The following is a 25,740-nucleotide window of genomic DNA, read 5'->3' as shown; positions in this document are numbered from 1 at the left end:
CCTCTCAGGCCGGAGCTTCTACTCTGGCCAGAGCGTACACATCAAACCGATTCGACTTACCCGTAATGCTGTAAGAAGGCGCACGCCCTGCAAGCGGCTGCGCTTTGCGCGCACGCTTTACAACCACCCTGCATCGCGCTGCATCTAACGCCGGACCTAACAGGTCATCGGAATCGACATCCTGACCAACAACCTCACGAAACGCCTGCATGTCTTTTTTGACAGCCGCCTTCTGCTTAGGGTCATGATCAAACATAGGGTCCAGATACACGACATCAACTGAGTTCTCGGCCTGTGCAGCAAGCCACTGATGTGCAGACGTGTGAACTAAGTGGATACGGTCAACAATATCCCCAACTTCACTATCGAGACGGGCACGCTCCAGGCCATCCTGAAGCAGCGCTGCGACGACAGACTGACGTTCAATAGCGGTCACCTGGCAGCCCAGTGTCGCGAGTACGAACGAGTCACGACCGAGGCCAGCCGTCGCATCGACGACCGTCGGTAAATACGCAGAGCTGACGCCGACCGCTTTCGCGATATCCTGCCCTTTTCCGCCGCCAAACTTACGTCTGTGCGCTGTAGCACCGGCACAGAAATCAACAATCACTCTGGCCTTGGGCGCATCACCACGGACCAGCCCCAAAGCATGCCCATCATGATGAAGGTGATACTCCGAATTCTGAGGCATGTTCGCTGTTGAGACACCTAATCCAAACGCGTCGGCGAACTCGTGCAGGTGAGGAGCAAAATCAGAAGCGCAGTATAATTCAGTCATATCTATACGAAAAACAGAAGCAGAACAGCGCCCAGAATTAATCGATAAACAACAAATGGCATCATGCCAATGCGGTTAATAAAGGCGAGGAAGTAATAGATACAAATCCAGGCACTGACCGCAGAGATAACAATACCCAATATCAGCGACTGCCAGTCAACAGCCGTCGACTGCTCTGCCAACTCCAACGTCTTCAAACCACCCGCCGCAAGAATCAATGGAATCGACAGCAGGAACGAAAACTTCGCAGCATCAACCCGCTGCATACCAATCAGAAGGGCTGCGGTGATGGTAATCCCCGAACGTGATGTTCCCGGAATCAGCGCGAACATCTGTGCCACACCGATCACCAACGCCATCAACAGGGTCATTTCCCCGAGACCTGCGCGGCCATGCCTGACCCGGTCCGCAACCCCCAAAAGAATGCCAAAGCCTATAGTAGTCGCTGCTATTACCGCCGTAGAACGAAGATTCACCTCAATCCAGTCGTTCAGCAATAAACCAGCAAGCCCTGCCGGAATAGTTGCCAACGCGACGTACCAAGCCAGCCGCCCATCGGCATTGGGATGTCGGGTAAAGCCGGTCGTTAACCAGCCCTGTAACAGACGTATAATCTCTGCACGGAAATAGACAATAACAGCCGCGAGTGTTCCAACATGAACAGCCACATCAAATGCGAGCCCCTGATCTTCCCAACCCAACATGCGGGAAGGCAGAATCAGATGCGCAGAGCTACTGATTGGAAGAAATTCGGTCAGGCCCTGTAATACTGCAAGGACAATAATTTCGAGTAGATCCACGGGTAATAACTTCCTATGTTAATTTCGCTTCAGAAGGCTTGGCTGTTCATCCAGCTTTTTCCATGCAACAGAGTTACGCAGATATACCGGTAATTGATTATCGGGTGAGCCGAAATTGCCATTATTCCATTCCCGGTCCGCCAGTGCTGCCATGATGCGAGCTTCCGGCTGAATCGTTGCGTATGCTGAATTCAACTCACTAAAAGGCGCTAAGCTGAGGCCATCACCAGCAAGCAGCCCTCCGAATTCACTTGCCTGCGTCAGGCATAATTCCGGTGACCCCACCTGCTCAACACCACCGGCCTGAGTCATTCCATCTATAACGTCGAACTGCCCCCAGAACACCTCTCCCATGTGTGCATCCATAATCGCAAGCACCTTGCTTGCAGTCTCATCATTTGAAGCAGCAGCGAGTGCTACAGTCTCAAGAGACGATACACCACAGACAGGAAGATCTAATCCTAAAGCAAGCCCCTGTGCCACAGATACGGCAATCCGTATTCCGGTAAATGACCCTGGGCCACGACCAAACGCCAGACCATCAAGCTGATGCCTGGAAATACCTGAATCAGCCAGAATATCGTCTATCATCGGGAGCAGACGCTGGGCGTGACGTCTTGGCTGTTCTTCTGTATTCCAGACCAGTTCGCCGTTGATATTCAGCGCAACAGAGCAGAGTGAGGAAGATGCGTCGATTGTGAGAATTACAGACATTTGAATACCACCGATCAATGATGCGGGGAGTATATCAGGATTCAGCGGGAGAATGCCGCAGCTCACTGTCGGACAGCGAGGAACGTCAGGCATAAAAAAACCCGGACGAGCCGGGTTCTTTCACAAAGCGGAGAATTAAGATTCTGAAGAATCTTTCTTCTCTTCAGCAGCTGGGGCTGGTGCTGGCGCTGCTGGCTTCGAAGCTGCTGCCTTAGGTGGACGACCACGCTTCTTTGGCGCTGCCTTTGCTGCCACTGGCTTAGCAGGTGCTTTCGCTGCTGTCGTCGCTGCCTTAGCTGGACGACCCCGTTTCTTAGGTGCTGCCGCCGGCTTAGCGGCTGCTGTTTTCTTAGCAGCTGCTTTTTTAGGTGCCGCTTTGGCTGTAGTCGCCTTAGCTGGACGACCGCGCTTCTTTGGCGCTGCGGTGGTAGCTGCCTTAGTTGCTGTAGCCGCTTTAGCTGGGCGACCGCGCTTTTTCGGTGCAGCTTTTGCTGGTGCTGTCGCCTTAGCAGGACGACCGCGCTTCTTCGGAGCAGTCGTTGCTTTCGCTGGTGCAGCCGCTTTTGCAGGGCGACCACGTTTGGCCGCTGGCTTAGCTTCAAGTGCTTTAATCGAAGATTCTATTTTCTTAGAAGCAGTAGCTACTTTTTTGTTCTCTGCAGTAGTGCGAGCTTTAACTTTACGGGCGTCCTGTTTATCGCGCTTGCTACGCCATTGAGTAGCAAATTTAGTCAGAGCTTTCTCGAGATCGGCCTCTGCTTTATCAGCCAGTGTCTTAGCATAACTTTTAACAGTTTCTTCAGCCTTCGCAGCAGTCGCTTCAATGCGGGCTTTCAGTTCTGCAATTTTGAGGTCTTTCTTGGCTTCAGCAACCTTCTGCGTCAATTCAGAGAGTTTCTCTTTCTGAGTTTTGACCGCCTTAGTAGCAGTCGCTACTGAGCGCTTAGTCGCGGCAGTGGCCTTTGGACCAGCAGCTTTCACTTTTGCTTGCTTCAGCTTGGTTTCAGCGGCAGTGACACGTTCTTTCTGCTTGGACTGAGCTGCCACCGCTTTTTCAACGGCGTTCGTTGCCTTTGCAACAGCAGCAGGTACCGCAGACTCAACCGGCTTTTTCGCCGCAGGCTTCCGGCCGCGCTTGGCAGGTGCTTTAGTTTTAGCCATAGGTATTTCCTCTTTTACTTACCTGTTTATAAAAGCGGTGGGGCTGATAATCAGTGAATCCCCGATTCGTTGTGGACTTACTTAGTAGTGATAATTCACATAAGTAAATCTTCATACTTCAATACAGTATATAAAGTAACCGACGGAATAATAGTATTTTTCATAAAAAAAACAAAAAAATCCTCGATTTTTTAAATGCAGAATGCATATCTGGCCCAAATGAGTGAAATTTCAGGGCCCATACCGTTAATTAGAGAACAAAATCCGGCTGAGTTCCCGACGCCATCTATCGGGTGTCAGTTTCAATGAATCTTCGGCTAATCGAGATTTATCCCGGAGACTATGAATCATTAACACATGGTTGATGGATCAATAATGGCCATATGAATTGAAAATTTCTGGAAGGAAGTCGGTAAGAGGAAGAGCGAATTAAGCGCAACAGGAACACCGGCTGAACTTTATTTCTTATTCGGGTATTAACTTATAGAAACAAAAAAGGAGCCTTGCGGCTCCTTTCATTAGAGTTATTTGAGAACTTAACTTAAAGCGCTCGTAACTTTTTCAGTGATGTCAGACAAAGAACCTACACCTGGAACATGAACGTATTCTGGAGCTGATTCGCCCTTCTCTTCACGCAGCTTCTTGTAGAAGCTTACCAATGGAGCGGTCTGCTCATGATAGATTGATAAACGCTTACGCACAGTGTCTTCCTGATCGTCATCGCGCTGAATCAGATCTTCACCAGTTTCGTCATCTTTCCCTTCATTTACTGGAGGGTTATAAATCACGTGGTACACACGACCTGAATTCGGGTGAACGCGACGGCCGCTCAGACGCTTAACAATTTCTTCGTCATCGACATCGATCTCGACAACGTAGTCGATATCAACACCGGCTTCGATCATGGCTTCAGCCTGAGGAATCGTACGCGGGAAGCCATCAAACAGGAAACCATTGGCGCAATCGTCAGATTGGATACGCTCTTTAACCAGATCAATAATAATCTCGTCAGATACCAGGCCACCTGTTTCCATAATTTCTTTCACTTTAAGGCCAAGCTCACTGCCTGCCTTTACTGCAGCTCGCAGCATATCCCCGGTTGAAATCTGGGGAATTGAGAATTTTTCACAGATGAACTGGGCCTGGGTACCTTTACCCGCACCCGGAGCCCCTAGAAGAATGACGCGCATGAGCCTGCTCCTCGATAAACAAAATCGGTACTGGACTGTTCATTATTGTTTAATATTTGATCAGCCAGAGAGAAAAATAGGCCTAACCTTACTCTTTAGCCAGCTATTGCTCAAGTGATTCTAGATGAAATCACCTGTACAACCAGCACAACCTTGGTCGGGGCCTTCTGAGAGCCAGAGAACACGGGCAATCAGCCCGTATTACGCATCCCAGCAGCAATGCCCGCCATGGTAACCATGAGCGCTTTCTCGACTTCAGTACTGACTACATCGGCAGACTGGCGCTCGCGATACAGCAGCTCAGCCTGTAGATAGTGAAGCGGGTCAGTGTAGGGATCACGAACCTGCATCGACTGTTGAAGACTCTGATTATGCTCCAGCAATTCGCTCTGCTCTTTAACCTGTAATACCAGTGCGGTCACATTACCCAGGCGCTGTCGCAGCAGACTGCCGAGGGGCTGCATATCGGGTTCAACCAGTAGCGCTTCGTAATATCCCGCAATCGCCGTATCTGCTTTCGAGAGCACCATTTCCAACATATCTATGTAGGTTCTGAAAAATGGCCACTCACAATACATCTGCCTTAAAGTCGTGAGTTTGCCACGCTGTATCTGATCTTCCAGTGCACTGTCTGCTCCTAACCAGGCTGGCAACATTAAACGGATCTGAGTCCAGGCGAAAATCCATGGAATAGCGCGAAGTGTTTCTATTCCACCACCGCTTCGTCTTCTTGCAGGGCGACTCCCTAAGGATAGTTTACCCAGTTCCTGCTCCGGAGTAGCAGCACGAAAATAGCTCACAAAATCGGGATTATCACGAACCATTGCACGATAGGAACCGACACCAACCTCAGCAAGTTCACTCATGGTCTGACGCCATTCCTGCACCGGAGTCTGTGGCGGTAAAAGATTCGCCTCAAGAACAGCAGAGATATAAATCTTAAGGTTTCGTTCTGCTATTTCGGGAAGCCCGAATTTAAAACGTATCATTTCGCCCTGCTCAGTGACACGTAAGCCGCCACGTACAGAGCCCGGTGGCTGTGCCAGAATTGCCCGGTGCGCTGGGCCACCACCGCGACCAACAGTACCACCCCGGCCATGAAATAATCGCAGTGAATATCCTTGTTCATCAGCGACGCGGGAAAGAATTTCCTGCGCCTGATACTGAGCCCAGACCGCTGCAAGCTGACCTGCATCTTTGGAAGAGTCTGAGTACCCAATCATAACCTGCTGACGGCACTCGCTGTATTCCCGATACCAGGGAACCTGCCATAGCTTTTCCATTCGGGGGCCTGACTGCTCAAGATCAGAGAGCGTTTCAAATAAAGGCACCACAGGTAATTTGTGACGGACACCAGAGGCCTGTAACAAGAGTGCGACGGATAAAATATCAGACGGCTCACTCGCCATAGAAATGATGTAGCAGGATACGCCCTGCCCAATCGGCTGCGCCAGAATACGGGTCGTCGCCAGAACTTCTGCAACCTCATCAGATGGCTCCCAGAACTCAGGAATGAGTGGGCGTCGGGAAGTCAGTTCTTTTAACAGAAACTCCTGCTTTTTATCTTCGGACCATTCCAGGTAATTTCCCCAGCCATAGAAGTCACATATTTCTGCAAGCACCGCACTATGACGTGTTGATTCCTGGCGAACATCCAGTCGCACCAGAGCCAGACCGAAACAGGCACAGCGACGAAGTGTATCCAGCAGGTCACCGTCAGCAATTGACTTCAATCCGCATCCAACCAGGCTGTCATAACAGGCTTGCAGCGGCTCGATAAGGTCTGCGTCGTCAAGCAGTGGCTCGAGCTCACAAACTTCGCCATCAACATTTGCCTGGGCCCATTCCCGGGTATTTTCGAGGCGGGTTCTCAGGCCATGCAGGCATTCTCGATACGGCTCATGACCGGGATATTTTTCTTTAAATTCTGGGGTGCCTGCATACATAGAAAGCTGGCTGCCCAGAAGCTCAATATCCCGCAAGTACAGGTCGGCAGCCATCCAGCGAGCCAGATAGAGGACTTCTTCGGTGACGGTCGAAGTAACGTTCGGGTTCCCGTCCCTGTCTCCCCCCATCCAGGAAGAGAAACGGACGGGTACGGCATCCAGCGGCAAGGCGGGAGCGCCTCTTTCCATCAAATCTACATTCATGCTGCGTAACATTTCAGGAATGGCATACCAGAGAGAGTTTTCTATGACCGCGAAGCCCCATTTGGCTTCATCAACCGCCGTCGGACGAACTTTTCGAATTTCATCGGTGTGCCAGATTTCGTTAATCAATCGGGAGATACGTTCTTCAATCGAGGCCAGTGATGGATGTTCGTCATGAAGATCATCACGCTGCTGCAGGAGGTGCGACAGCTCATCGTATTTCTGGATCAGGGTACGGCGAGTGACCTCCGTAGGGTGTGCGGTGAGTACCAGCTCGACATTAGCCGCTGCCACTTTGGAGGTAAGATCTTCGCCTTCGATTCCGGCCTCAACAAGGCGTTTAATCAGGTCAGGGAACATGGTATCGGTGCTCTCTTCACCGACATCCTCCCGCCGCCAGCTGATGCCGTGCTGTTGCTCAGCAAGGTTGGCCAGGTTAAGAAACTGATTAAAGCCCCGTACCACCGGCACCAGAGAATCATCAGACAATCCTTTAAGCAGATCGAGCAGTTTATCCCGGTCGTTTTCATCACCGGTACGGGCGCGTTTAGCCTGCTTACGGATCGTCTCGATCTGGGCCAGCGTGTCTTCACCGAGATCATTACGTATGGTATTGCCCAGCGCGTTTCCCAGCATTCTTACTTTATCGCGAAGCAGCGCGTCGAGTTCTTTCATTATCATCTCCCTGTGGCCCACACAGCGTGCTGACCGGTTCTGATTTGCCCTGACGGCGTAAGTAGATTGTAAAAAGTGGATACTTCAGTGTGCGCTAAATCCGCGGAAACTCAAGGCCACTGCGGTCGCTCGCCATCGCTCAGATTTATTTCCCTGCCAAAGTTTCCAGAAGAGGATGAAAAAAACAGAAACTTTTGCCATAACTTTATTGCCAGAACAGTATAGGCAATAGCGTGAGGAGTATGACGTGAAAGTGAATGAACTAATGCAACACTGGGCTTCTGAGTTTGGAGCTGAACTGACCGAGGAAAGCTACTCTTTGCCGTTAAGTGTTAATGACGCTGCCCGTATTGAGGCGCTGGCTGAAATGTTCCCTTCAATGTCGAAGGAACAGATTCTGCGGGACCTGATCAGCGCTGCACTGGATGACATGGCGTCGGGCTTTCCTTACATCGCGGGGGACAAGGTGGTTGCTGAAGACGAGGATGGCTTTCCTCTGTATGAAGATATTGGGCTGACCCCTCGCTTTCTTGAGTTAGCACGCAAGTACCGGGAAGTGCTGTCTGAAGACAGACATTAATCAGGCTTCAAATTAAGTACAGAAGAGAGAGCAGCTGACAGCTGCCTTCTGTGCTTTGAGTAAATTCAATCAGTAAGTCGCTTGGCCTTCTGCCAGGCGGATTCCATGCTGTCGGGGGTCATATTCTCCCAACCACCGGCGCTGCTGGAAGCCTGTTCAACAACGTCAAATCGTTTCTGAAATCTTTCGTTAGTGCCACGCAGTGCAACCTCAGGATTGATTTTGTGATGACGTGCAAGATTCACAACAGCAAACAGAAGATCGCCGATCTCTTTCTCCAGCAATGCGTTATTACCCGCCTCTAATTCGACGATAACTTCATCAAGCTCTTCCCGGATTTTATTGACAACCCCCGGATCTTTCTGGGGCCAGTCAAATCCTACCGACGATGCTTTCTTCTGAAGTTTAACAGCACGTGTGATTGCAGGCAGAGTAACAGGTATGTCTGATAGCAAAGTTTTGTCTATAGCCTGCGGAGCGTGAGCCTTTTCTTCCGCTTTTATTTCATCCCAACGCTGATTAATCCATTCTTCATCCGGGTCCTCGCCTGGCGCTCGCTGACTGTCGATGGTCCCCTCTGGGAAAACATGCGGGTGGCGACGGATTAACTTAGCAACAAGACGATCAACAATACTTTCCAGGTTGAAGTATTGTTTTTCACTGCCCATCTGACCATAAAAGATGACCTGAAACAGTAGGTCCCCTAACTCTTCTTCCAGATGCGGCCAATCTTCACGTTCAATGGCATCAGCAACTTCATACGCTTCTTCCAGTGTATGCGGAAGGATGGAGGCGAAATCCTGTTTAATATCCCAGGGACAACCCGTGTCAGGATCACGCAGACGACTCATTACGTAAGTCAGGTCTCTTACAGAAAAGGCCATTTCAGCTTCCTGCCCGCACGCGACGGGTTTTCACTACATTCGGAAGTTGCTCAATTTTATTCATGACCCGTGCGAGTCGCTCGAGACTATCCACTTCGACAGTCAGGCTCATGGAGGCAGTATTATCACCCTGATCCGAGCGCGTATTCACCGCAACAACGTTCACTTTTTCGTTTGCAAGCAACGCACTGACATCACTGAGCAGGCCAGTCCGGTCATAAGCGCTGATTACCATCTCAACCGGGTACAGCTTGCCAGGACGACGCCCCCAGCTCACCTGCAGTACGCGACGCGATTCTACCGCTGCAAGATGCAGCAGGTTTTCGCAGTCACTACGGTGTACCGTGACCCCGCGACCTATGGTCACATAGCCGCGGATATCATCGCCGGGCACAGGATGACAGCACTGCGCCATCTGTGTCATGAGGTTACCCACACCCTCAATGAATACATCGTCTGCCGCATCTGACTTTGAGGCTTCGTGACGACGCAGCAGTGGTAACTCCTGCTGGCGATGCGTATTTGTATCCGCTTGCTTGAGCAACTGATGAATAATCTGACCAAGACGCAGATCACCCGCACCGACTGCAGCAAACATGTCTTCCACGGCCTTCATATTAAGTTGGCGTGCGACATCGTGCAGAGGTTCATCGACGAGATCCAGACGATCCATTTCATGCAGGACAAGCTGGCGCCCTTCTTCGATATTTTTGTCGCGGTCCTGAAGTTTGAACCAGTGCGCTACTTTTGCCCGGGCTCTCGCTGTATGAATATACCCTGAGTCCGGATATAACCAATCCCGGCTTGGATGTGCTGCTGGATGTGTAAGAATTTCTACCTGCTCGCCCGTATTCAGTCGATAGGTGAGAGGAACGATACGGCCATCGACCTTCGCGCCCCGACATTTGTTACCTACTTCAGTATGAACCCGATAGGCGAAATCGACCGGGGTAGCCGCAGTCGGTAAGTCAACGACGTGACCGTCCGGGGTAAATACATAAATGCGGTCAGGGTTGATATCACTGCGCAATTCACCAAAGAATCGCGGTAAATCATCCAGATCTTCCTGCCATTCAAGTACCTGTCTAAGCCAGGCAATTTTCTGCTCATAGCCCTGGTCTTTTGCACTGATGTCTGTGCCCTTATATAACCAGTGTGCACAAACACCCAACTCTGCATCTTCGTGCATCGCATTCGTGCGGATCTGGACTTCAAGGACTTTGCCTTCAGGCCCGATCACAGCAGTATGCAAGGAGCGATATCCATTTTCTTTGGGATTCGCGATATAGTCATCAAATTCGTTCGGAATATGCCGCCATAGTGAGTGCACAATCCCCAGGGTTGCATAGCAATCCCGGAGCTCTGGAACCAGAATTCGCACCGCACGAATATCATAGATTTTGGAAAAATCGAGATTCTTCCGGCTCATCTTACGCCAGATACTGTAGATATGTTTAGCCCGACCATAGACATCGCAGTGAATGTCAGCAGCAGTCAGCTCATCACGTAAAGTTTTAACAACACTATCAATGTAGTCCTGTCGCGCGAGTCGTTTTTCATCGATTAACGAGGCAATTTTTTTATAGGCGTCCGGCTGTAAGTAACGAAAAGAAAGATCTTCGAGCTCCCACTTTAAATGACCAATACCAAGACGATGTGCAAGGGGGGCATATATATTGAAAACCTCTTCTGCAACTTTGCGTCGCTTTTCTTCGGGCGCATCTTTTACAGCACGAATGGCTGATGTTCTTTCTGCCAGCTTAATCAGTGCGACACGAACATCATCAATCATAGCCACCAGCATCTTACGCAGATTGTCTACCTGCGCCTGACGCTGACCGAGTACCACTTCATCGCTGGAATTCTGGATAGCACTGATAGCAGCCATCCGTAGAACACCCTCAATTAATTTTGCGACCTCCTGGCCAAACTGTCGCTCCACTTTCTGGAGTGCCAGACGGCCTTCTCGGACAGCACGATAAAGAATCGCCGCAATGATCGACGCATTATCGAGGCGCAGATCGATTAATGTCTGCGCCATTTCGATACCCATCTGGACGCTGTCAATCGACCAGTATGTGCGGTTTGCAATCGCTTCGTCTGACAATTTCTTTGCCAGCTCCAGTGCTTCACGCAATTCCTCGGGATTGTGCAGATCAGAAGTATGAGAAATTTCCTCTAACCAGCGATCTATATCCAGTGAACCATCATGTAACAGTGGATGATCTTCGCGTACCTTAACCATTATTTTCCCCGATACTTCAGTAGCACCATGGTTTCGACATGATGCGTCTGCGGGAACATATCCATAATTCCTGCCTTAATAACCTCATAGCCCGCGGGCACCAGTTGTGCAAGATCCCGCGCCAGAGTTGCCGGATCACAGGATACATAAAGAATCCTGCCAACTTTTCGTCGAATCAGCTCCGTCATGACCGTGTCTGCACCAGCGCGCGGCGGGTCGAGTAACACAGCATCAGGCTCAGGTAGTGACTCAAGGGTGCCTGATGCCGATAAATCAGCACACTTAGTTTGCAAAGAAAGGGCCAAGTTTTCCGCTTGTGCCTGAAGGCTGTCCGTCATAGCCTGTTGGCCCTCAACGGCAATAACCTGTTTGCAACGCTTTGCCAGGGGCATTGAGAAGTTTCCGTGCCCGGCAAATAAGTCCCAGATCTGTTCATTTTCCGCTGGCTCCAACCACTCCAGCGCCTGAGCCACCATGCTTTGGTTGATACTACGGTTAACCTGAATAAAGTCGTCGGCCTGAATGCGCAGCTTCAGACCATCAACTTCATGCCATATTTCGTCGGGGTTATCCGGCCATAACGCCACAGGTGAAGCATGTTTCTCTGTGCGTACCCATAATTGCAGAGGCAAGTCAGAGCCTGCCTGCCAACGCTCAAATGTCTGAACCAGAACCTGATGATCATTGCCAGAAAGCGGCTTCAGCGCCCGAAGGATAAATACCAGTGCACTGTCTGCCCAGAGCGGCTCAATCTGCGTAATCAGAGAGGCAGCCTCAAGTGAACTGATAACCTGACGCCACTCGGACCAGTCCAGTGCAGGGTGGTCAGGCAGCACAAAGCAGCGGTCTATGTCGGTAAGGTGGGAACTGGCAGCCTCGCGGAAACCAATAAAGTTCTTTTGCTGCTCTTTACTGAAGCGCACGCCCAGACGCGCTTTACGCCGGTAATGCCACTCATCACTGGTAAGGGGGGCTGCCCAGCTATCGACTGGGACCTTCTGGCGCCCGAACTCGCGCTCAACCCGGCCCTGTTTGAAAAGAACCTGAGCGTCATACTGCATATGCTGGAGGTCACAACCGCCACAGCGCTGATAGTGTGGGCAGTCCGGCGTACGACGGGATACAGCTTCCTCAGACTCAATTTCCAGCAGCTGCGTATGCCAGATTTTCTTACTACGCTCGAGCATACGCACCCGGACTTTTTCTCCGACCAGTGCGCCTGGCACAAAATAGACATCGCGCCCAGAGCGGGCAACTCCCTGCCCTTCAGAATTCAGATTGTCGATGACCAAGCTGAGTTCACGGCCTTTTCCTGACTGCTTCACGCGTCTTCCATCCGTTATAGTTTATTCAGTAAAACCGCTTCAATGCCTGAGGCAGATAATCTCGTGAAGCACTAAATTGGGGCATTTTTCTTCGATTCAAGATGTCGCAAAGACACCGGATGACAGATAACGATCACCGCGATCACAGACAATCGCCACCACGGTTGCCCCTGGGTTTGAACGAGCAATATCAATCGCGGCAGCGACTGCGCCGCCTGATGAAACGCCACAGAAGATACCTTCGCGACGCGCCAGTTCGCGCATCGTATTCTCGGCGAGATCCTGACTGATATCTTTCACGGTATCGACGCGCTGACTGTCAAAAATCGTCGGTAGATATTCCTGGGGCCAGCGGCGTATTCCCGGAATCGCCGCACCGTCGGATGGTTGCAGGCCAATGATCTGCACGTCCGGATTCTGTTCCTTGAGGTAACGCGACGTCCCCATAATTGTTCCGGTTGTACCCATGGAGCTGACGAAGTGGGTGACACGTCCATGGGTCTGCTGCCAGATTTCTGGGCCGGTTCCAAGGTAATGCGCCTCAGGGTTATCCAGATTACCGAATTGGTTCAGCACCACCCCTTGTCCGTCGCTCTCCATCCGTAGAGCAAGATCGCGGGCACCTTCCATGCCCTCCTCTTTGGACACCAGTATCAGCTCAGCGCCATAAGCCTCCATCGACCAACGACGCTCCATCGTGGCGTTGTCTGGCATGATGAGAATCATCCGATATCCCATGATGGCGGCAGCCATGGCCAGCGCAATACCAGTGTTGCCGCTTGTTGCTTCAATCAGGGTATCGCCCGGGCTAATATCCCCGCGCGCCTGGGCCTGCTGGATCATCGACAGCGCCGGTCGGTCTTTAACTGAGCCCGCGGGATTGTTCCCTTCAAGTTTCAGCAAAACCTGACTGCCGTTATCGGCTTCGAGCATCCGCTGCAACCGCACCAGCGGAGTCTGACCAACGCAATCTGCGATAGTAGGGTAAACAGGATCAGTCATAGGTACTCCGGAAATCAGGCGTATGCATATGGCGCGCTATTCTAACCAAGAGCCGAAGGTAGTGCATGTCAGATTTGCACCACGACAGCCCGACCTATATTCTGGGATTTTTATCAGACCCGTCCTTATGAATAACTGGAGCATCCGCAATCGCATCCTTCTGATGGCACTACTACCCGGTGTCATGGTTTCGCTGGTACTTGGGATGTTCTTTATCGTCGGGCGAGCATCCGACCTCAGTGACCTTCTCGAAGCGCGCGCCCTGGCCATGGGCAAACAACTTGCTCCCACCTGTGAGTACGGTGTTATGACCGGGAACACGGGTATTCTCCAGAACATTGCTAACAATATGCTCGAAGAAAGGGACGTACGTGCCGTCAATATGTTTGACCAAGAGATGAACCTACTGGCTCACTCGGGGCCACGTATGATAACTGACCGGATAAGTGCCACAGAGCTGAAGGAAAATCAGCTACAGCTTGCCAGAACAACAGGCTCTGTCAGGGTAAAAGCTCCCATATTTGCCCAGAATCTGGTGATCTCAGATCAGCTCACAGAGCAATTTTATGCTCAGGCTCAGGATACCGAATTGCGCCTTCTGGGCTGGGCAGAAATAGAACTGTCGAACAGCAATACCCGGTTGATGCAATACCAGCTCCTTGCATCCTCGTTTTCAATTATCGCGGTTGTTCTGCTGTTAGGATCGTTTTTCGCCATACGGATCAGCCGTAATATCTCAGGCCCGGTACAGGACATCCTGAACGCCCTGAACGAAATTCGAGGCGGTAAACTCGATACCCGAATTCACGTTAACTCTACCGGTGAACTGCAGGATCTCGCCGCAGGCGTCAATGCGATGGCTGCCGCCATTCAGCGAGCCAATATTGAGCACCAACACTCGATGGAGCAGTCTGCACGCGAAAGTCAGGAAACCATTGATGAGCTGGAAATCCGCAACCACGAATTGATGATTGAGCACCGCAATGCGCTTGAATCAAGCCGCACAAAATCCGAGTTTCTGGCCAACGTATCCCATGAAATCAGAACGCCACTTAACGGCATCATTGGCTTCTCCGACCTGCTTGCCCGAACTCAGGTAAATGAGCGCCAGGGCGAGTACGTTGATACGATTCGTCGATCCTCAGAAGACCTGCTCAACATCATTAACGATATTCTCGACCTCTCCAAAATTGATGCCGGAAAATTGATTCTGGAGGCAGAAAACTTCGACCTCCGCGATCTCGTTGAAGAGGTACTTCAGGTTCTAACACCGAATGCTTATTCGAAAGGCATTGAGGTTTACCAGTATATTTCGCCAGATATGCCTGACCTGATCGTTTCTGACCGGTTACGTCTCAAGCAGGTACTCACCAACCTTTGCAGTAACGCCGTGAAATTTACTCACGAAGGCGGCGTGTCGATCAGTGTCGTTCCGATTCAACAGAAAAACGGTCATATCAGTATCCAGTTCGATGTTGCAGATACAGGTATTGGTATCAGCTCAGAACAACAGGCGCGCCTGTTTCAGGCATTTTCTCAGGCGGACCCTGGCATTGCCCGTCAGTATGGCGGAACAGGTCTTGGGCTGATTATCTCACGCGCTCTGGTCGAAGCTATGGGCGGCGATATACGGGTACACAGTGACGAAGGTGCAGGCTCGACCTTCTCATTTACTATCGAAGCCGAAATTGATGAAGAAAATGCCCAACTTCCTCAATCGCTGGCCGATTGCAAAATTGCCCTGATCAACCCGAACGGCGCACCATCACGAGATACGATTGAGCTGCTGGAAAAACGCGGTGCAACCCTGAAGGAATATCATAGTCCTGCCGAAGTTCCTGTTACCTGTGGTGAAAAAAAGACGGATGTCGCGATCATTTTTTGCGATCGCCATATGATCAGCCAGGGAGGAATGGACGAGTGGTTGACAATTTGTTCCGGTAAGGGGATTCCCGTTCTGAATATCAGCAGGAACGCTCTGCCTGAACGTATGCGCGCCACAGTAACGACACCTCTGCTCACTGCACCCTACACCCAGACACAACTGGTCAGACAGGTGTTGCAGTTATGCGGGCATAATGTCGAGCCACTGGCGGCGCCCGATACACCAGCACCTCAAGAAGTTCCGACAGTGCTGGCCGTCGATGACAACGAAGCAAACCTCAAACTAGCAGTGACATTACTGAATGAGCTCGGCGTAAATACTCTTCAGGCACCCTCCGGTTTTGATGCAGTTGCCATGGCAACCCGTGACTGTCCGGATTTGATTCTGATGGACATTCAGATGCCAGGGATGTCAGGCAATGAAGCAACCGCCCGCATCCGGAAGCTACCGGGTAAACGCAATCTACCTATCGTTGCGCTCACCGCCCACGCGATGTCCGACGAACGTCAGGCATTAATTGCGAACGGCTTCAGCGATTACCAGACGAAACCAGTATCCATGGAACAACTGGCACGGATTATTGAGCGCTGGACCGGTTTTAAAGCAGACAGCGAAGAGAGCCCGCCACTTCGACATGAAGCTCCGGCAGCAACCGGCATTTTTAATACAGAACTGGCCTTGCATCAAGCTAACGGAAACCCCGGATTAGCAACCGATATGTTCAGCATGCTGATCGATATGCTGCGTAAAGAAAAAGACGTGATTCTGGAGCTATGGGAAGAAGAAAAAATGCCCGAGCTTCTGGAGGCAACTCACAAGCTACACGGTGCAGCACGTTACTGTGGCGTCCCCGCATTGAGATCAGCACTGGAAGCATTTGAAACCTGTCTGAAAGAACAGAACTCTGAAGCGTATCCAGAACTTCTCAGGGTGCTGATGACCGAAACGGAACGCTTATTAAAATGGGCCGGAGACAATGACTGGCAAGCTCAGTTTGAAGATGCGTCTGGTACCAAAGCCAATACTGAAAATGCCTGAACCCAGCCATCGTCGTCACTCAGACTCAATAATAATTGGGCCCGTTCGTCGACTGATCGCATAATCTCTTCAGCACGACCGCTGACGTGCACCAGTGGTTTGCCAGCGCGATCACGCTGAATAGAAAAATCCTGAAAACTGACACCAGAGGCAATACCCGTTCCCAATGCCTTGGCCAATGCTTCCTTTGCAGAGAACGCTTTAGCCAGATAATTTATGGGATCAGGATGTTCTGAAAATACCTGCTGTTCGGCAGGCGTCAATAACCGTTTTACAAGCCGCTCGGAGTGTCGTTCATAGGCCTCTTTAATTCGGCCCACAGCGAGTAAATCAGTACCTACGCCAGCGGCTGTAAGCAGAGTATCTCTCCCTGCTACAGAAAATCCGGGCGCAGTACAACCGGTTACAGGGCGATCAACCACTCAGGCACGCGCCTCAACGAGCAGTTGCTTCATGTCGCGCACCGCACCTTCCAGACCGCTGAAAAGCGCCTGAGCGATGATCGCGTGGCCAATATTCAGCTCATTCATCTGCGGGATCTGCGCGATGGCTTCGACATTGTGATAATGCAATCCATGCCCGGCATTAACGATCAGCCCTTTACCTGCAGCGTACGCCGCTGCATCGCGGATACGTTCAAGCTCCCGGGCCTGCTCCGCAGGAGTCTCAGCATCAGCATAACCGCCGGTATGTAACTCGATCACCGGAGCACCGGTACGAACCGTCGCATCAATCTGTTCGTAATCAGCATCAATAAAGAGCGAAACTTCAGCCCCCACGGCGGCGAGGCGCGCGACCGCATTCTTGATCGTGTCCTCCTGGGCAAGAACGTCCAGCCCACCCTCGGTGGTCAGTTCTTCCCGCTTCTCTGGCACCAGACAACAGGCTTCGGGCTTTACTTCTTCTGCCAGCTGAATCATGGCTTCAGTAACCGCCATCTCAAGATTCATCCGGGTCTGAAGCGTATCCGCGAGCATCCTGACATCACGAACCTGAATATGACGGGCATCTTCTCGAGGATGAATCGTAATACCATCCGCGCCCGCCTGCTCAGCTATAAAAGCGGCCTGAACCGGGTCTGGGTAGCGGGTTCCCCGAGCCTGTCTGAGTGTCGCAACATGGTCGATATTAACGCCAAGCAGTACGCGTGTATTAGTCATATTTCTTTCCTGTTTCAGGAGCGATGTATTAAAAGTTCACGGCTGATAAGCGGCCTTGAAGCTGCAAAGTCGATTGCGATACGCAACACCTGGCGAGCAACCGTCAGTGCCCCTGGCACTCGGAACTCCCCGGCATCAATGGCAAGTAACACTTCACCATTCCACCCATCCGGGTCTTCGATCAGGCCTTCCCCACCGCGAAAAAGATAATGTGTCCCGGCAAGCACGGGCGCACCATGAGCGGTCTGAGTCCAGTGTATACCTTGCCCACAATGAGTGAGAAGGCGTTGCTCGAACATGCGAAGCCAGATATCAACCCGTTCGTTTTCTCTCAGAGTCGTCAGTATGGTCGAATATAAATCAAATAATTCGCTTGAAGGGTCGTTTAAAGGGAGGATCGTTGTCAGCAATTCATCCATGTACAAAGCACAGACGAGTGCTTCGCCAGACAAATGCAACGCAGGCTCCGCCTCACTGACTTTAAGCCGCGCAAGGTCGCCACGCATGGACCAGTCGCCACGGCATCGCTGATGCATCTCCGGGATCTGCCCATCGCGACATACGACCTTGACCAGCCCACTATGTCTCGTGAATAAGGTACAAAGCCAGTCCGAGCCACCACCGAGCGGCTCGCGTCTCAGTAGCCACCAGTGCCTCATATTTCTCTGTCGTCGTACCCCAGACTTCGCAAGGCCCGCTCATCGTCAGACCAGTTTGATTTCACTTTTACCCAAAGATTCAGCATGACCTTACAGTCAAACAGTGATTCCATATCTTTGCGTGCTTCGATGCCAATCTGTTTTATGCGGTAACCTGCATCACCAATCACAATGCGCTTCTGCGACTGACGCTCGACCATGATCAGCGCACTGATTTCGATCAGCGTTCCTGTGTGCGCAAATTCTTCAATCTCGACCGTCATTTCGTACGGTAACTCATCCCCCAGTTGTCGCATGATTTTCTCGCGAACCAATTCGGCGGCAAGAAAACGTGAACTGCGGTCAGTAATCTGATCTTCAGGGTAAAAATATGGATTTTCAGGCAGATAGCTGCGAATAAGGTGTTCAATACGTTCGACGTTATGGCCTGTCTTCGCGCTCAGAGGAATGATCTGATCAAACGGGTGCCTGCCAGCAAGCTCTTCGAGGTAAGGAAGCAGCTCGTCTTTATCTCGTACAAAATCGATTTTATTCACGACCAGAATCACCGGCGCACGCTGCTGCTTAATGGTCTGGAGCACCATTTCATCTTCATCCGTCCAGCGCATCCGGTCGACAACCATCACCACTAAATCAACGTCTTTTACCGCCGTTGTAGCCGCACGGTTCATGTAGCGGTTAATCGCCTTATCGTGCGCTTTATGAATCCCGGGAGTATCAACAAAAACGATCTGAGTATCTTCTTCTGTGAGAATACCCAGAATCTGGTGACGAGTCGTTTGCGGCTTACGGGATGTAATAGAAAGCTTCTGGCCGAGAATACGGTTCATCAGCGTTGATTTGCCAACATTCGGACGACCAACAATCGCCACAAAACCAGTGCGTGTGCTCATGATGCAGACTCCTCAAGCCCAAGACGTTTCAGAAATACCTGAGCAGCAGCCTGCTCAGCAGCTCGGCGACTTGAGCCTTCTGCCGTGACAACATCTTCCTGCTGTGGAATGCGACAGCTGACCGTGAATACCTGTTCATTACCGGGCCCACCGACACTGACTACAGTGTACTTCGGCAAACTCAGACGGTTGGCCTGCTGATGCTCCTGAAGGCGGGTCTTAGGGTCTTTAATCGGGTCTTCGAGAGTCAGTGCATTCAGCCGCGACTCATACCACGCCAGAATACGTTCTGATGCAGACGTCTGCCCTGAGTCCAGATAAATAGCGCCAATAATTGCCTCCACTGCATCAGCGAGAATCGAATCACGGCGGTGACCACCACTTTTCATTTCGCCAGAACCCAGAAGTAAAAATTCACCAAGGTCGAATTCTTTCGCGATCTCCGCCAGCGTGTCACCTTTTACCAGTCTCGCGCGCAGGCGGCTCAACTTGCCCTCTTTCGCATGAGGAAATTTACGGAACAGTGCTTCGGCAATAACAAAATTCAGGATGGAATCACCGAGGAATTCCAGACGTTCGTTGTTGGTTCCCGACAGGCTTCTGTGGGTTAACGCTAAGTTAATCAGCGCCTCGTCACTGAAGGTATAGCCGAGGCGCTGAGAGAGTTTTAACAGGGGATTATTCACTGGTGATAACTTTCTGGTGCTGGAAGGTAAGTACGAAATCGATATTCGCCAGGAAGTGGCCTCGGTTTTCGTAAGTCCAGTCGATGGTCAGAGTATTCCGGTTACGTTTAACGATCAGTTTGTCCGTCGTAACCTGAATATTATTATTACGGAGGCGTCGCTCAAGTTCATCTTTCACTGAGCGCTCAGAGCTGCGCGCGTTCACTTTGCCGCTCTCTTCCATATTGTCCAGAACGATACCGATTTCGGTATCATCAAAATAGATAGGAACGATGACCATCACGGCACGCAGCAATACGATGCCAATCAGAATTAATAATAGCGCAGTCGCTGTTGTCATACCGTGCTGGTTTCGTTTCATATTTAATCGTCCACTTTGAGGACAGCAAGAAACGCCGATTGCGGAATCTCTACACTGCCGATCTGTTTCATCCGTTTTTTACCTTCTTTCTGCTTCTGCAGCAGTTTTTTCTTACGACTCACGTCACCACCGTAACACTTGGCCGTCACGTTTTTTCTCAGTGCTTTTACAGTCGTACGTGCAACCACCTGGTTGCCTACAGCGGCCTGAATCGCTACGTCGAACATCTGACGAGGGATCAGTTCTTTCATTTTCTCAGTCAGGAGGTTACCACGGCGACGCACGCTGTCTTTGTGCATAATCACTGCCAGTGCATCCACACGATCACCGTTTACCAGAACGTCCAGACGAACCAGTGGTGCTTCCTGAAAACGCAGGAAACTGTAATCCAGAGAAGCAAAACCACGGCTCGCTGATTTAAGACGATCAAAGAAATCCATGACCACTTCAGCCATAGGAATTTCGTAACGTAATGACACCTGACTCCCGGTGTACTGCATATCGACCTGTACGCCGCGCTTGTCGACACACAGAGAAATGACGTTACCCAGGTATTCCTGCGGAACCAGAATATTACACTCGGCGATCGGCTCACGCATTTCATCGATGGAGCCAATATCAGGTAGTTTCGATGGGTTATCCACATTGACGACGTCGCCCTTACGGGTAACGACTTCGTAGATTACCGTCGGCGCAGTAGTGATAAGGTCCAGATCGTACTCACGTTCGAGGCGCTCCTGAATAATTTCCATGTGCAGCATACCCAGGAAGCCACAGCGGAAACCGAAGCCCAGCGCATCAGAATTTTCAGGTTCAAAGAACAGCGAAGCGTCATTCAGTGAGAGCTTATCAAGCGCAACACGGAAGGCTTCGTAGTCGTCCGACGACACAGGGAATAGACCCGCATATACCTGCGGCTTAACCTTCTGGAAACCCGGAAGGGCATCAACGTCCGGGTTTTTGGTAGACACAATCGTGTCACCGACGGGCGCCCCATGAATATCTTTAATGCTGGCGCAGAGGTAACCCACCTCACCGGTATTCAGCTCGGGGCGCTTGGTCATCTTCGGCGTAAAGTAACCTACATCATCAACAATATGGTCTTTACCGGTCGACTTCAGGCGAATTTTGTCACCTTTCTTGATTGAGCCATTCTTGACACGGATAAGCGATACAACGCCCAGGTATGGGTCAAACCATGAGTCGATGATCAAAGCCTGCAGCGGTGCATCCGGATCCCCTTCGGGAGCAGGGATGTTGGCGACCAGGTCTTCGAGCACGTCTTCGACGTTAAGACCACTCTTAGCTGAACAACGCACTGCGTCGGTCGCATCAATGCCGATAATGTCTTCGATTTCCTGAGCCACGGCATCCGGGTCGGCCTGCGGGAGATCCATCTTGTTCAGTACCGGGCGGACTTCCAATCCCTGTTCAATCGCGGTGTAACAGTTGGCAACGGACTGAGCCTCAACACCCTGTGCTGCATCAACCACCAGAAGAGCACCTTCACAGGCAGACAGTGAGCGGCTCACTTCATAACTGAAGTCGACGTGTCCTGGGGTATCGATAAAGTTGAGCTGATACGTCTCACCGTTCCGTGCGGTGTAGTTCAGGGTGACGCTCTGTGCCTTAATAGTGATGCCACGTTCGCGCTCAATATCCATGGAGTCCAGAACCTGCTCCTGCATTTCGCGATCGGAGAGGCCGCCGCATACCTGAATAAAGCGGTCAGACAGAGTAGATTTGCCGTGGTCGATGTGGGCAATGATGGAGAAGTTGCGAATGTGGTCCAGCTGGCTCACAGAATAATCATCCGGTTGTGAATTCAATCGGATGATTTTACCTGAAGGACCGGGTTAAGGCTATGAATGACGGGGGCCTGTCAGCCCCTGCCCTGTCTATCATGCGCGGGTCAGTTCACCCGAAGCGGTATGAAGGAGGCCTGACCCCGGCGAACAATACGCATCGGCACGCTGCGATTGCTTGGCAGGTCTTTAACGACACGCTCAAAATCCGCCACCGAACTGATGCGCTGACCATTGATCATGGTAATAACATCACCGCGGACCACGCCCGACATGGACGCCGGACCACGATTCACATCAGTGACGACAACGCCCTGCTCGTTACTCTTACCGGCAGGAATGTCACTGACGACGAGCCCTAACCGGTTGCTCTTGCGCTCTGCAGGTGGGGTATTCGATGACAATTGAATATCATCAGACTCCGGTAGCGCACCAATTTCAACATCAATGGTCTTTCTCTTGCCCGCACGAACCACCGAGAGTTTCGCGGTATCACCGGCCCGTAAACGACCGATAAGATGTGGCAGGTCTGACGAAAGCTGAACGTCCTTACCGTTCACCTTCACGATAATATCGCCACTGACCAGGCCCGAACTCTCGGCCGGACTACCGTCCACTACCTGAACGACGAGAGCACCAGCAGCACGATCAAGTCCGAACGATTCAGCCAGATCCTTATTGACCTCCTGAATGACCACACCGAGCCAACCACGACTGACCTTACCTTTGCTCTTGAGCTGCTCTGCGACATCCATTGCAACATTAATCGGGATCGCAAATGACACACCCATAAAGCCGCCCGAGCGCGTGTATATCTGGGAGTTAATGCCTACGACCTGCCCCTCAAGATTAAAGAGAGGACCACCAGAGTTCCCCGGATTAATGGCAACATCAGTCTGAATAAAGGGCACGTAGTTTTCGTTGGGCAAGCTTCGCCCTTTGGCACTGACAATGCCGGCAGTCACAGAATAATCAAACCCAAAAGGTGAACCAATGGCGACAACCCATTCACCGACATCAAGCTTATCGGAATCACCAAGCTCTACCGTCGGCAGATCATCGGCATCTACTTTCAGCACAGCGAGATCAGAGCTTGGGTCAGCACCAATTAGTACGGCCTCAAGTTCTCGACGGTCATTCAGGCGTACGATGATTTCATCGGCACCCTGGACAACATGGTTGTTGGTGAGGATATAACCGTCCTCAGAGACGATAAAGCCAGACCCCAGGGAGTTGCTGTCACGGCGCGGCACAGGCCCCTGAGGGAACTGACGTCCGAAAAAATGCCTGAATATTTCTGGCATATCGTCTGGCATACCATATTGCCCGGATAACGCACTTTTCTGTTGGGCATGTTGGACGGTGCTGATGTTTACCACCGCGGGCGAGGTCTCCTTCACCAGATCACGGAAATCCGGAAGGTCTGCATGTGCCGAAGTCCACGACACCGCTAAAAAGAAAGTCAGAAGGCTCAGCGAATGTTTAATCGCCAATGTCATTTTCATCGAGGGCTATCTCCGCTATTCAGAAACTCCGTTTATATTTATTGCGGTAGAGTGTGTTTTTTTCAATACGGTTGGCTGCCACTCAGATTGCATTTTCCTGCCAAGCTGGCGTGCGGCGAGCAACCCAAGGATCAGCCCCAACCCCCCGGCGAGAAGCGACTGCGGCTCAGAACCACCCTGAAATCCGATAACGGCCCCCAGAATAAGTCCCAATAGTGGTAATCCGTACATAGCCAGAGCGCTGATGGCGAGAGACCCGGAGGGAAGCACAACCGTGACCTGATCTCCGACCTTGAAAGAGTCGTTCGTACGCACCCACAAGCGAACAGGCTTGCCCATTTTACTGAGCGTATGCTGTCCGCATCCAGCGCGCGCACTGCACGCACCACAGGCGCTCTGCTGAACACCTTCTACCCAGATACCATCGTCACCTGTTCCGACGACCTGAACAACTTCCTGACTCACATTTATGACCTTACTTTACAGCTTTCTACAATCGGGAGGACGCCGGACGAGGCCGCAGTCGCGTGTTTCACTTCATACTGAGAGAGTACGAAGGAATCGCAGAATCCAATACTTTATCGAGCGTCATGGGAGGGAGCTCCCCAACGACGCTCAGGCGAACGCGCTGTCCATCCTGCGTAAGAATATCTTCTACGGTAGCCGAAACCGGGCCCCACTGTCGACTGACACGGGATGAGGACGACCTGCCTTGCCCGACACGATCAACGAACAGAGAGAATGAAGCCAGCCCGTCAGAGAAGGTCATGCGAATATTATCCTCAGACTCGATCGCCTGCTGGATGTGAAACCCCTTGGGCAACCAGGATGGGAACCAGTCCGACTCAGGACTCACATCAACGCTATTTTTCTTACTGAATTGGAGGGTGTGCCCGACATCAGCAGCCCTAGACTCGTTGTCTGGCATGGTAAATTCTGTATCCAGACTCACAAACTGATAGCGTCGCAGCACTCTACCCTGTTCATTCGTCATTTCAGCTTTTAACGGTAGCTTAGAGGCCTTGTCCAACCAGATCTGGTAAGCATAACGGTCAGGACGCTCAGGGGTTATCCAGATAGAAACCGTCTGGCGACCCGCGACACGCTCTGATTGAAGATCGGCGAGGGCAAAATCGTAGCTCTGATCGAGCGCTGAAAGAGATGAAGGGAAATTATGACCGAACGGCTTCATGACGTCGGGCGTCATACCCGATTGATGCTGGCCCTCGTGAATACATACGATTTCATCGTGGGCACGAATCTGAGAGCGCTCGAGGCCAGTCAGATAGTCTGTCCTTTGCACCAATCCCTGGTTCCGATAGGTTTGCTGGATTCGGGCCGACTCCCAGCGAGCGGGAGACCCAAACATTACGCTGCCTGAATAACTCTGAGAGCGAACAGCCTCACTCATGTCTGACATTAAGCTTAACGCTTTCTGGTCGCCTGCGCTCGCAGACACCCCGAACGTCAGCCCCACCGCCAAAAGCGCGGTGGAACATCGGGTGCTTAACGACTCGAGCATAAATTACTCTGGCGCAGGTCCAGCGCTGACTTCAGCCCGGACGCGCTCGCGGATGCCGCTGTCCTGACCAAAATTTGCAACACGTGCATAGGGCACAGCCTGATGCGTTTCCATACCAAAGGTCTGGTCTTCGTGCTCGAGCACATATTGCTTCAGGCGTTCCTGAGCTTCTGCCAGTTCTGCAGCAGACATCTGAGTGTCAGCAGTCACTGAAGCAGCCGCAACAGAAGACTGAGGCATCACCGCAGGCGCTGACTGAACAGCTTCCGCCTTGGCAAGCGTCATATCAGCAGAACCAACCGTAACGTCAGACACGGAAAGCACTCGCGCACCCAACAGAACCGCCATGGTCACCGAAGCAGCAACCCCACCTGATACCATCCAGCCCGGCAAAACGGACGCTTTGGGCTGCGTGGCGTCAGAGGTTTCAACCTCAGGCGCCGCTGCACTTGTTGAAGCACTCACCTGATCAGCCCCCGGAACTTCGTCCATTGGCTCACCTTCTATGGCCTGCAAAATCCCTTTTGAGAGATCAACGGTGTCAACGGATTCACCGCGCATAGCTGCCCCGATCAGGTGGAAGTTTGCCCACTGCTCTCGGAATTCAGCATCATTTTCGACGTGATTCAATACACGTCTCAGTTCAAGCTCGTCACACTCGCCATCACAGAGAGCTGACAGAGACTCCCTTATCCGGTTCTTCATAAACTACACCCATCCAG

At 51.5% G+C, this 25,740-nt stretch carries 23 protein-coding genes; 2 read left to right on the top strand and 21 right to left on the bottom strand.

All coding sequences use genetic code 11. From position 1 onward, the window contains the following. Positions 1–4: 4 nt before the first annotated feature. The 6 genes from AC5E51_RS01135 to ppc all read right to left on the bottom strand — a co-directional run bounded on the left by AC5E51_RS01135 (position 5) and on the right by ppc (position 7,468). The gene (locus AC5E51_RS01135; protein WP_491777974.1) at positions 5–778 is read right to left on the bottom strand and encodes a class I SAM-dependent methyltransferase; all 774 of its coding nucleotides are present in this window, start codon (positions 776–778) and stop codon (positions 5–7) included. Between the two features lie 2 nt (positions 779–780). Next, complete coding sequence (locus AC5E51_RS01130) at positions 781–1,578, bottom strand: undecaprenyl-diphosphate phosphatase (protein ID WP_491777973.1); 798 nt, start codon at positions 1,576–1,578, stop codon at positions 781–783. Positions 1,579–1,596: 18 nt separating this feature from the next. After that, the gene (tsaB, locus tag AC5E51_RS01125; RefSeq protein ID WP_297533232.1) at positions 1,597–2,292 is read right to left on the bottom strand and encodes a tRNA (adenosine(37)-N6)-threonylcarbamoyltransferase complex dimerization subunit type 1 TsaB; all 696 of its coding nucleotides are present in this window, start codon (positions 2,290–2,292) and stop codon (positions 1,597–1,599) included. A gap of 135 nt (positions 2,293–2,427) precedes the next feature. Then, positions 2,428–3,453: a hypothetical protein gene (locus tag AC5E51_RS01120; protein WP_491777972.1), complete on the bottom strand. Its 1,026-nt coding sequence runs from the start codon at positions 3,451–3,453 to the stop codon at positions 2,428–2,430. 536 nt (positions 3,454–3,989) lie between these two features. Then, positions 3,990–4,643 carry an adenylate kinase gene (gene adk, locus AC5E51_RS01115; protein WP_297533234.1) on the bottom strand — a complete coding sequence of 218 codons (654 nt, stop codon included), beginning with the start codon at positions 4,641–4,643 and terminating at the stop codon, positions 3,990–3,992. Positions 4,644–4,834: 191 nt separating this feature from the next. Then, on the bottom strand, positions 4,835–7,468 hold the full coding sequence (gene ppc, locus AC5E51_RS01110; RefSeq protein ID WP_491777971.1) for a phosphoenolpyruvate carboxylase: 2,634 nt from the start codon (positions 7,466–7,468) through the stop codon (positions 4,835–4,837). Positions 7,469–7,715: 247 nt separating this feature from the next. Here ppc and AC5E51_RS01105 point away from each other — a divergent pair, with 247 nt between their 5' ends. Continuing rightward, positions 7,716–8,048, top strand: a complete 333-nt coding sequence (locus AC5E51_RS01105) for a hypothetical protein (RefSeq protein ID WP_068440699.1) — start codon at positions 7,716–7,718, stop codon at positions 8,046–8,048. Between the two features lie 65 nt (positions 8,049–8,113). Here AC5E51_RS01105 and mazG read toward each other — a convergent pair whose 3' ends face one another. The 4 genes from mazG to cysM all read right to left on the bottom strand — a co-directional run bounded on the left by mazG (position 8,114) and on the right by cysM (position 13,504). After that, positions 8,114–8,932, bottom strand: coding sequence for a nucleoside triphosphate pyrophosphohydrolase (mazG, locus tag AC5E51_RS01100; protein WP_068440702.1), 819 nt, complete (start codon positions 8,930–8,932; stop codon positions 8,114–8,116). Position 8,933: 1 nt separating this feature from the next. After that, positions 8,934–11,177 carry a GTP diphosphokinase gene (gene relA / locus AC5E51_RS01095; protein ID WP_068440704.1) on the bottom strand — a complete coding sequence of 748 codons (2,244 nt, stop codon included), beginning with the start codon at positions 11,175–11,177 and terminating at the stop codon, positions 8,934–8,936. Beyond that, entirely contained in the window at positions 11,177–12,502 is a 1,326-nt protein-coding gene (locus tag AC5E51_RS01090) for an rRNA adenine N-6-methyltransferase family protein (protein WP_068440706.1), read from the bottom strand. Before AC5E51_RS01090 ends, relA begins: the two co-directional genes overlap by 1 nt. Before the next feature lie 96 nt (positions 12,503–12,598). Beyond that, the gene (cysM, locus tag AC5E51_RS01085) at positions 12,599–13,504 is read right to left on the bottom strand and encodes a cysteine synthase CysM (RefSeq protein ID WP_068440297.1); all 906 of its coding nucleotides are present in this window, start codon (positions 13,502–13,504) and stop codon (positions 12,599–12,601) included. Positions 13,505–13,631: 127 nt separating this feature from the next. On the opposite strand from cysM, the gene AC5E51_RS01080 reads away from it, so the two are divergent. Beyond that, positions 13,632–16,427 (top strand): ATP-binding protein, encoded by a 2,796-nt coding sequence (locus tag AC5E51_RS01080; protein ID WP_068440709.1) that lies wholly within the window; start codon positions 13,632–13,634, stop codon positions 16,425–16,427. Here the strand turns inward: AC5E51_RS01080 and acpS are convergent. The 11 genes from acpS to AC5E51_RS01025 all read right to left on the bottom strand — a co-directional run bounded on the left by acpS (position 16,379) and on the right by AC5E51_RS01025 (position 25,723). Further along, positions 16,379–16,849 carry a holo-ACP synthase gene (acpS, locus tag AC5E51_RS01075; protein WP_301388973.1) on the bottom strand — a complete coding sequence of 157 codons (471 nt, stop codon included), beginning with the start codon at positions 16,847–16,849 and terminating at the stop codon, positions 16,379–16,381. The genes AC5E51_RS01080 and acpS overlap by 49 nt on opposite strands. Further along, positions 16,850–17,587, bottom strand: coding sequence for a pyridoxine 5'-phosphate synthase (gene pdxJ / locus AC5E51_RS01070; protein ID WP_068440715.1), 738 nt, complete (start codon positions 17,585–17,587; stop codon positions 16,850–16,852). It abuts the gene before it with no gap. Between the two features lie 14 nt (positions 17,588–17,601). Continuing rightward, a complete protein-coding gene (gene recO, locus AC5E51_RS01065; RefSeq protein WP_068440718.1) occupies positions 17,602–18,123 on the bottom strand; it encodes a DNA repair protein RecO in 522 nt (173 codons plus the stop codon). A 119-nt stretch (positions 18,124–18,242) separates the two neighbouring features. Beyond that, on the bottom strand, positions 18,243–19,139 hold the full coding sequence (gene era, locus AC5E51_RS01060; protein ID WP_068436972.1) for a GTPase Era: 897 nt from the start codon (positions 19,137–19,139) through the stop codon (positions 18,243–18,245). After that, entirely contained in the window at positions 19,136–19,825 is a 690-nt protein-coding gene (gene rnc, locus AC5E51_RS01055) for a ribonuclease III (protein ID WP_068440721.1), read from the bottom strand. Before rnc ends, era begins: the two co-directional genes overlap by 4 nt. Beyond that, positions 19,818–20,186 (bottom strand): DUF4845 domain-containing protein, encoded by a 369-nt coding sequence (locus tag AC5E51_RS01050; protein ID WP_068435715.1) that lies wholly within the window; start codon positions 20,184–20,186, stop codon positions 19,818–19,820. The genes rnc and AC5E51_RS01050 overlap by 8 nt, the downstream gene beginning before the upstream one ends. Before the next feature lie 2 nt (positions 20,187–20,188). Continuing rightward, on the bottom strand, positions 20,189–21,988 hold the full coding sequence (gene lepA, locus AC5E51_RS01045) for a translation elongation factor 4 (protein ID WP_068440724.1): 1,800 nt from the start codon (positions 21,986–21,988) through the stop codon (positions 20,189–20,191). A gap of 110 nt (positions 21,989–22,098) precedes the next feature. Further along, on the bottom strand, positions 22,099–23,490 hold the full coding sequence (locus tag AC5E51_RS01040) for a DegQ family serine endoprotease (RefSeq protein WP_273087579.1): 1,392 nt from the start codon (positions 23,488–23,490) through the stop codon (positions 22,099–22,101). Positions 23,491–23,511: 21 nt separating this feature from the next. Next, positions 23,512–23,961 carry a SoxR reducing system RseC family protein gene (locus AC5E51_RS01035; RefSeq protein WP_068440729.1) on the bottom strand — a complete coding sequence of 150 codons (450 nt, stop codon included), beginning with the start codon at positions 23,959–23,961 and terminating at the stop codon, positions 23,512–23,514. A gap of 67 nt (positions 23,962–24,028) precedes the next feature. Continuing rightward, positions 24,029–25,018 (bottom strand): MucB/RseB C-terminal domain-containing protein, encoded by a 990-nt coding sequence (locus AC5E51_RS01030; RefSeq protein WP_491221625.1) that lies wholly within the window; start codon positions 25,016–25,018, stop codon positions 24,029–24,031. A 3-nt stretch (positions 25,019–25,021) separates the two neighbouring features. After that, the gene (locus AC5E51_RS01025; protein WP_491777970.1) at positions 25,022–25,723 is read right to left on the bottom strand and encodes a sigma-E factor negative regulatory protein; all 702 of its coding nucleotides are present in this window, start codon (positions 25,721–25,723) and stop codon (positions 25,022–25,024) included. Between the last annotated feature and the right edge of the window lie 17 nt (positions 25,724–25,740).

The organism is Thalassolituus sp. (assembly GCF_984348125.1).
Note: the sequence above shows the minus strand (reverse complement) of the source record. Positions and strands in the feature narration are given on the sequence as shown.

Bases quoted from the DNA above. Each gene is read 5' to 3' on its own strand.
- AC5E51_RS01025 (WP_491777970.1), bottom strand. From the start codon at position 25,723: ATGAAGAACCGGATAAGGGAGTCTCTGTCAGCTCTCTGTGATGGCGAG.
- relA (WP_068440704.1), bottom strand. From the start codon at position 11,177: ATGGTTAAGGTACGCGAAGATCATCCACTGTTACATGATGGTTCACTG.
- AC5E51_RS01080 (WP_068440709.1), top strand. From the start codon at position 13,632: ATGAATAACTGGAGCATCCGCAATCGCATCCTTCTGATGGCACTACTA.
- adk (WP_297533234.1), bottom strand. From the start codon at position 4,643: ATGCGCGTCATTCTTCTAGGGGCTCCGGGTGCGGGTAAAGGTACCCAG.
- AC5E51_RS01040 (WP_273087579.1), bottom strand. From the start codon at position 23,490: ATGACATTGGCGATTAAACATTCGCTGAGCCTTCTGACTTTCTTTTTA.
- era (WP_068436972.1), bottom strand. From the start codon at position 19,139: ATGAGCACACGCACTGGTTTTGTGGCGATTGTTGGTCGTCCGAATGTT.
- AC5E51_RS01050 (WP_068435715.1), bottom strand. From the start codon at position 20,186: ATGAAACGAAACCAGCACGGTATGACAACAGCGACTGCGCTATTATTA.
- AC5E51_RS01120 (WP_491777972.1), bottom strand. From the start codon at position 3,453: ATGGCTAAAACTAAAGCACCTGCCAAGCGCGGCCGGAAGCCTGCGGCG.
- tsaB (WP_297533232.1), bottom strand. From the start codon at position 2,292: ATGTCTGTAATTCTCACAATCGACGCATCTTCCTCACTCTGCTCTGTT.
- mazG (WP_068440702.1), bottom strand. From the start codon at position 8,932: ATGGCCTTTTCTGTAAGAGACCTGACTTACGTAATGAGTCGTCTGCGT.
- cysM (WP_068440297.1), bottom strand. From the start codon at position 13,504: ATGACTGATCCTGTTTACCCTACTATCGCAGATTGCGTTGGTCAGACT.
- AC5E51_RS01135 (WP_491777974.1), bottom strand. From the start codon at position 778: ATGACTGAATTATACTGCGCTTCTGATTTTGCTCCTCACCTGCACGAG.
- AC5E51_RS01030 (WP_491221625.1), bottom strand. From the start codon at position 25,018: ATGCTCGAGTCGTTAAGCACCCGATGTTCCACCGCGCTTTTGGCGGTG.
- pdxJ (WP_068440715.1), bottom strand. From the start codon at position 17,587: ATGACTAATACACGCGTACTGCTTGGCGTTAATATCGACCATGTTGCG.
- recO (WP_068440718.1), bottom strand. From the start codon at position 18,123: ATGCATCAGCGATGCCGTGGCGACTGGTCCATGCGTGGCGACCTTGCG.
- ppc (WP_491777971.1), bottom strand. From the start codon at position 7,468: ATGAAAGAACTCGACGCGCTGCTTCGCGATAAAGTAAGAATGCTGGGA.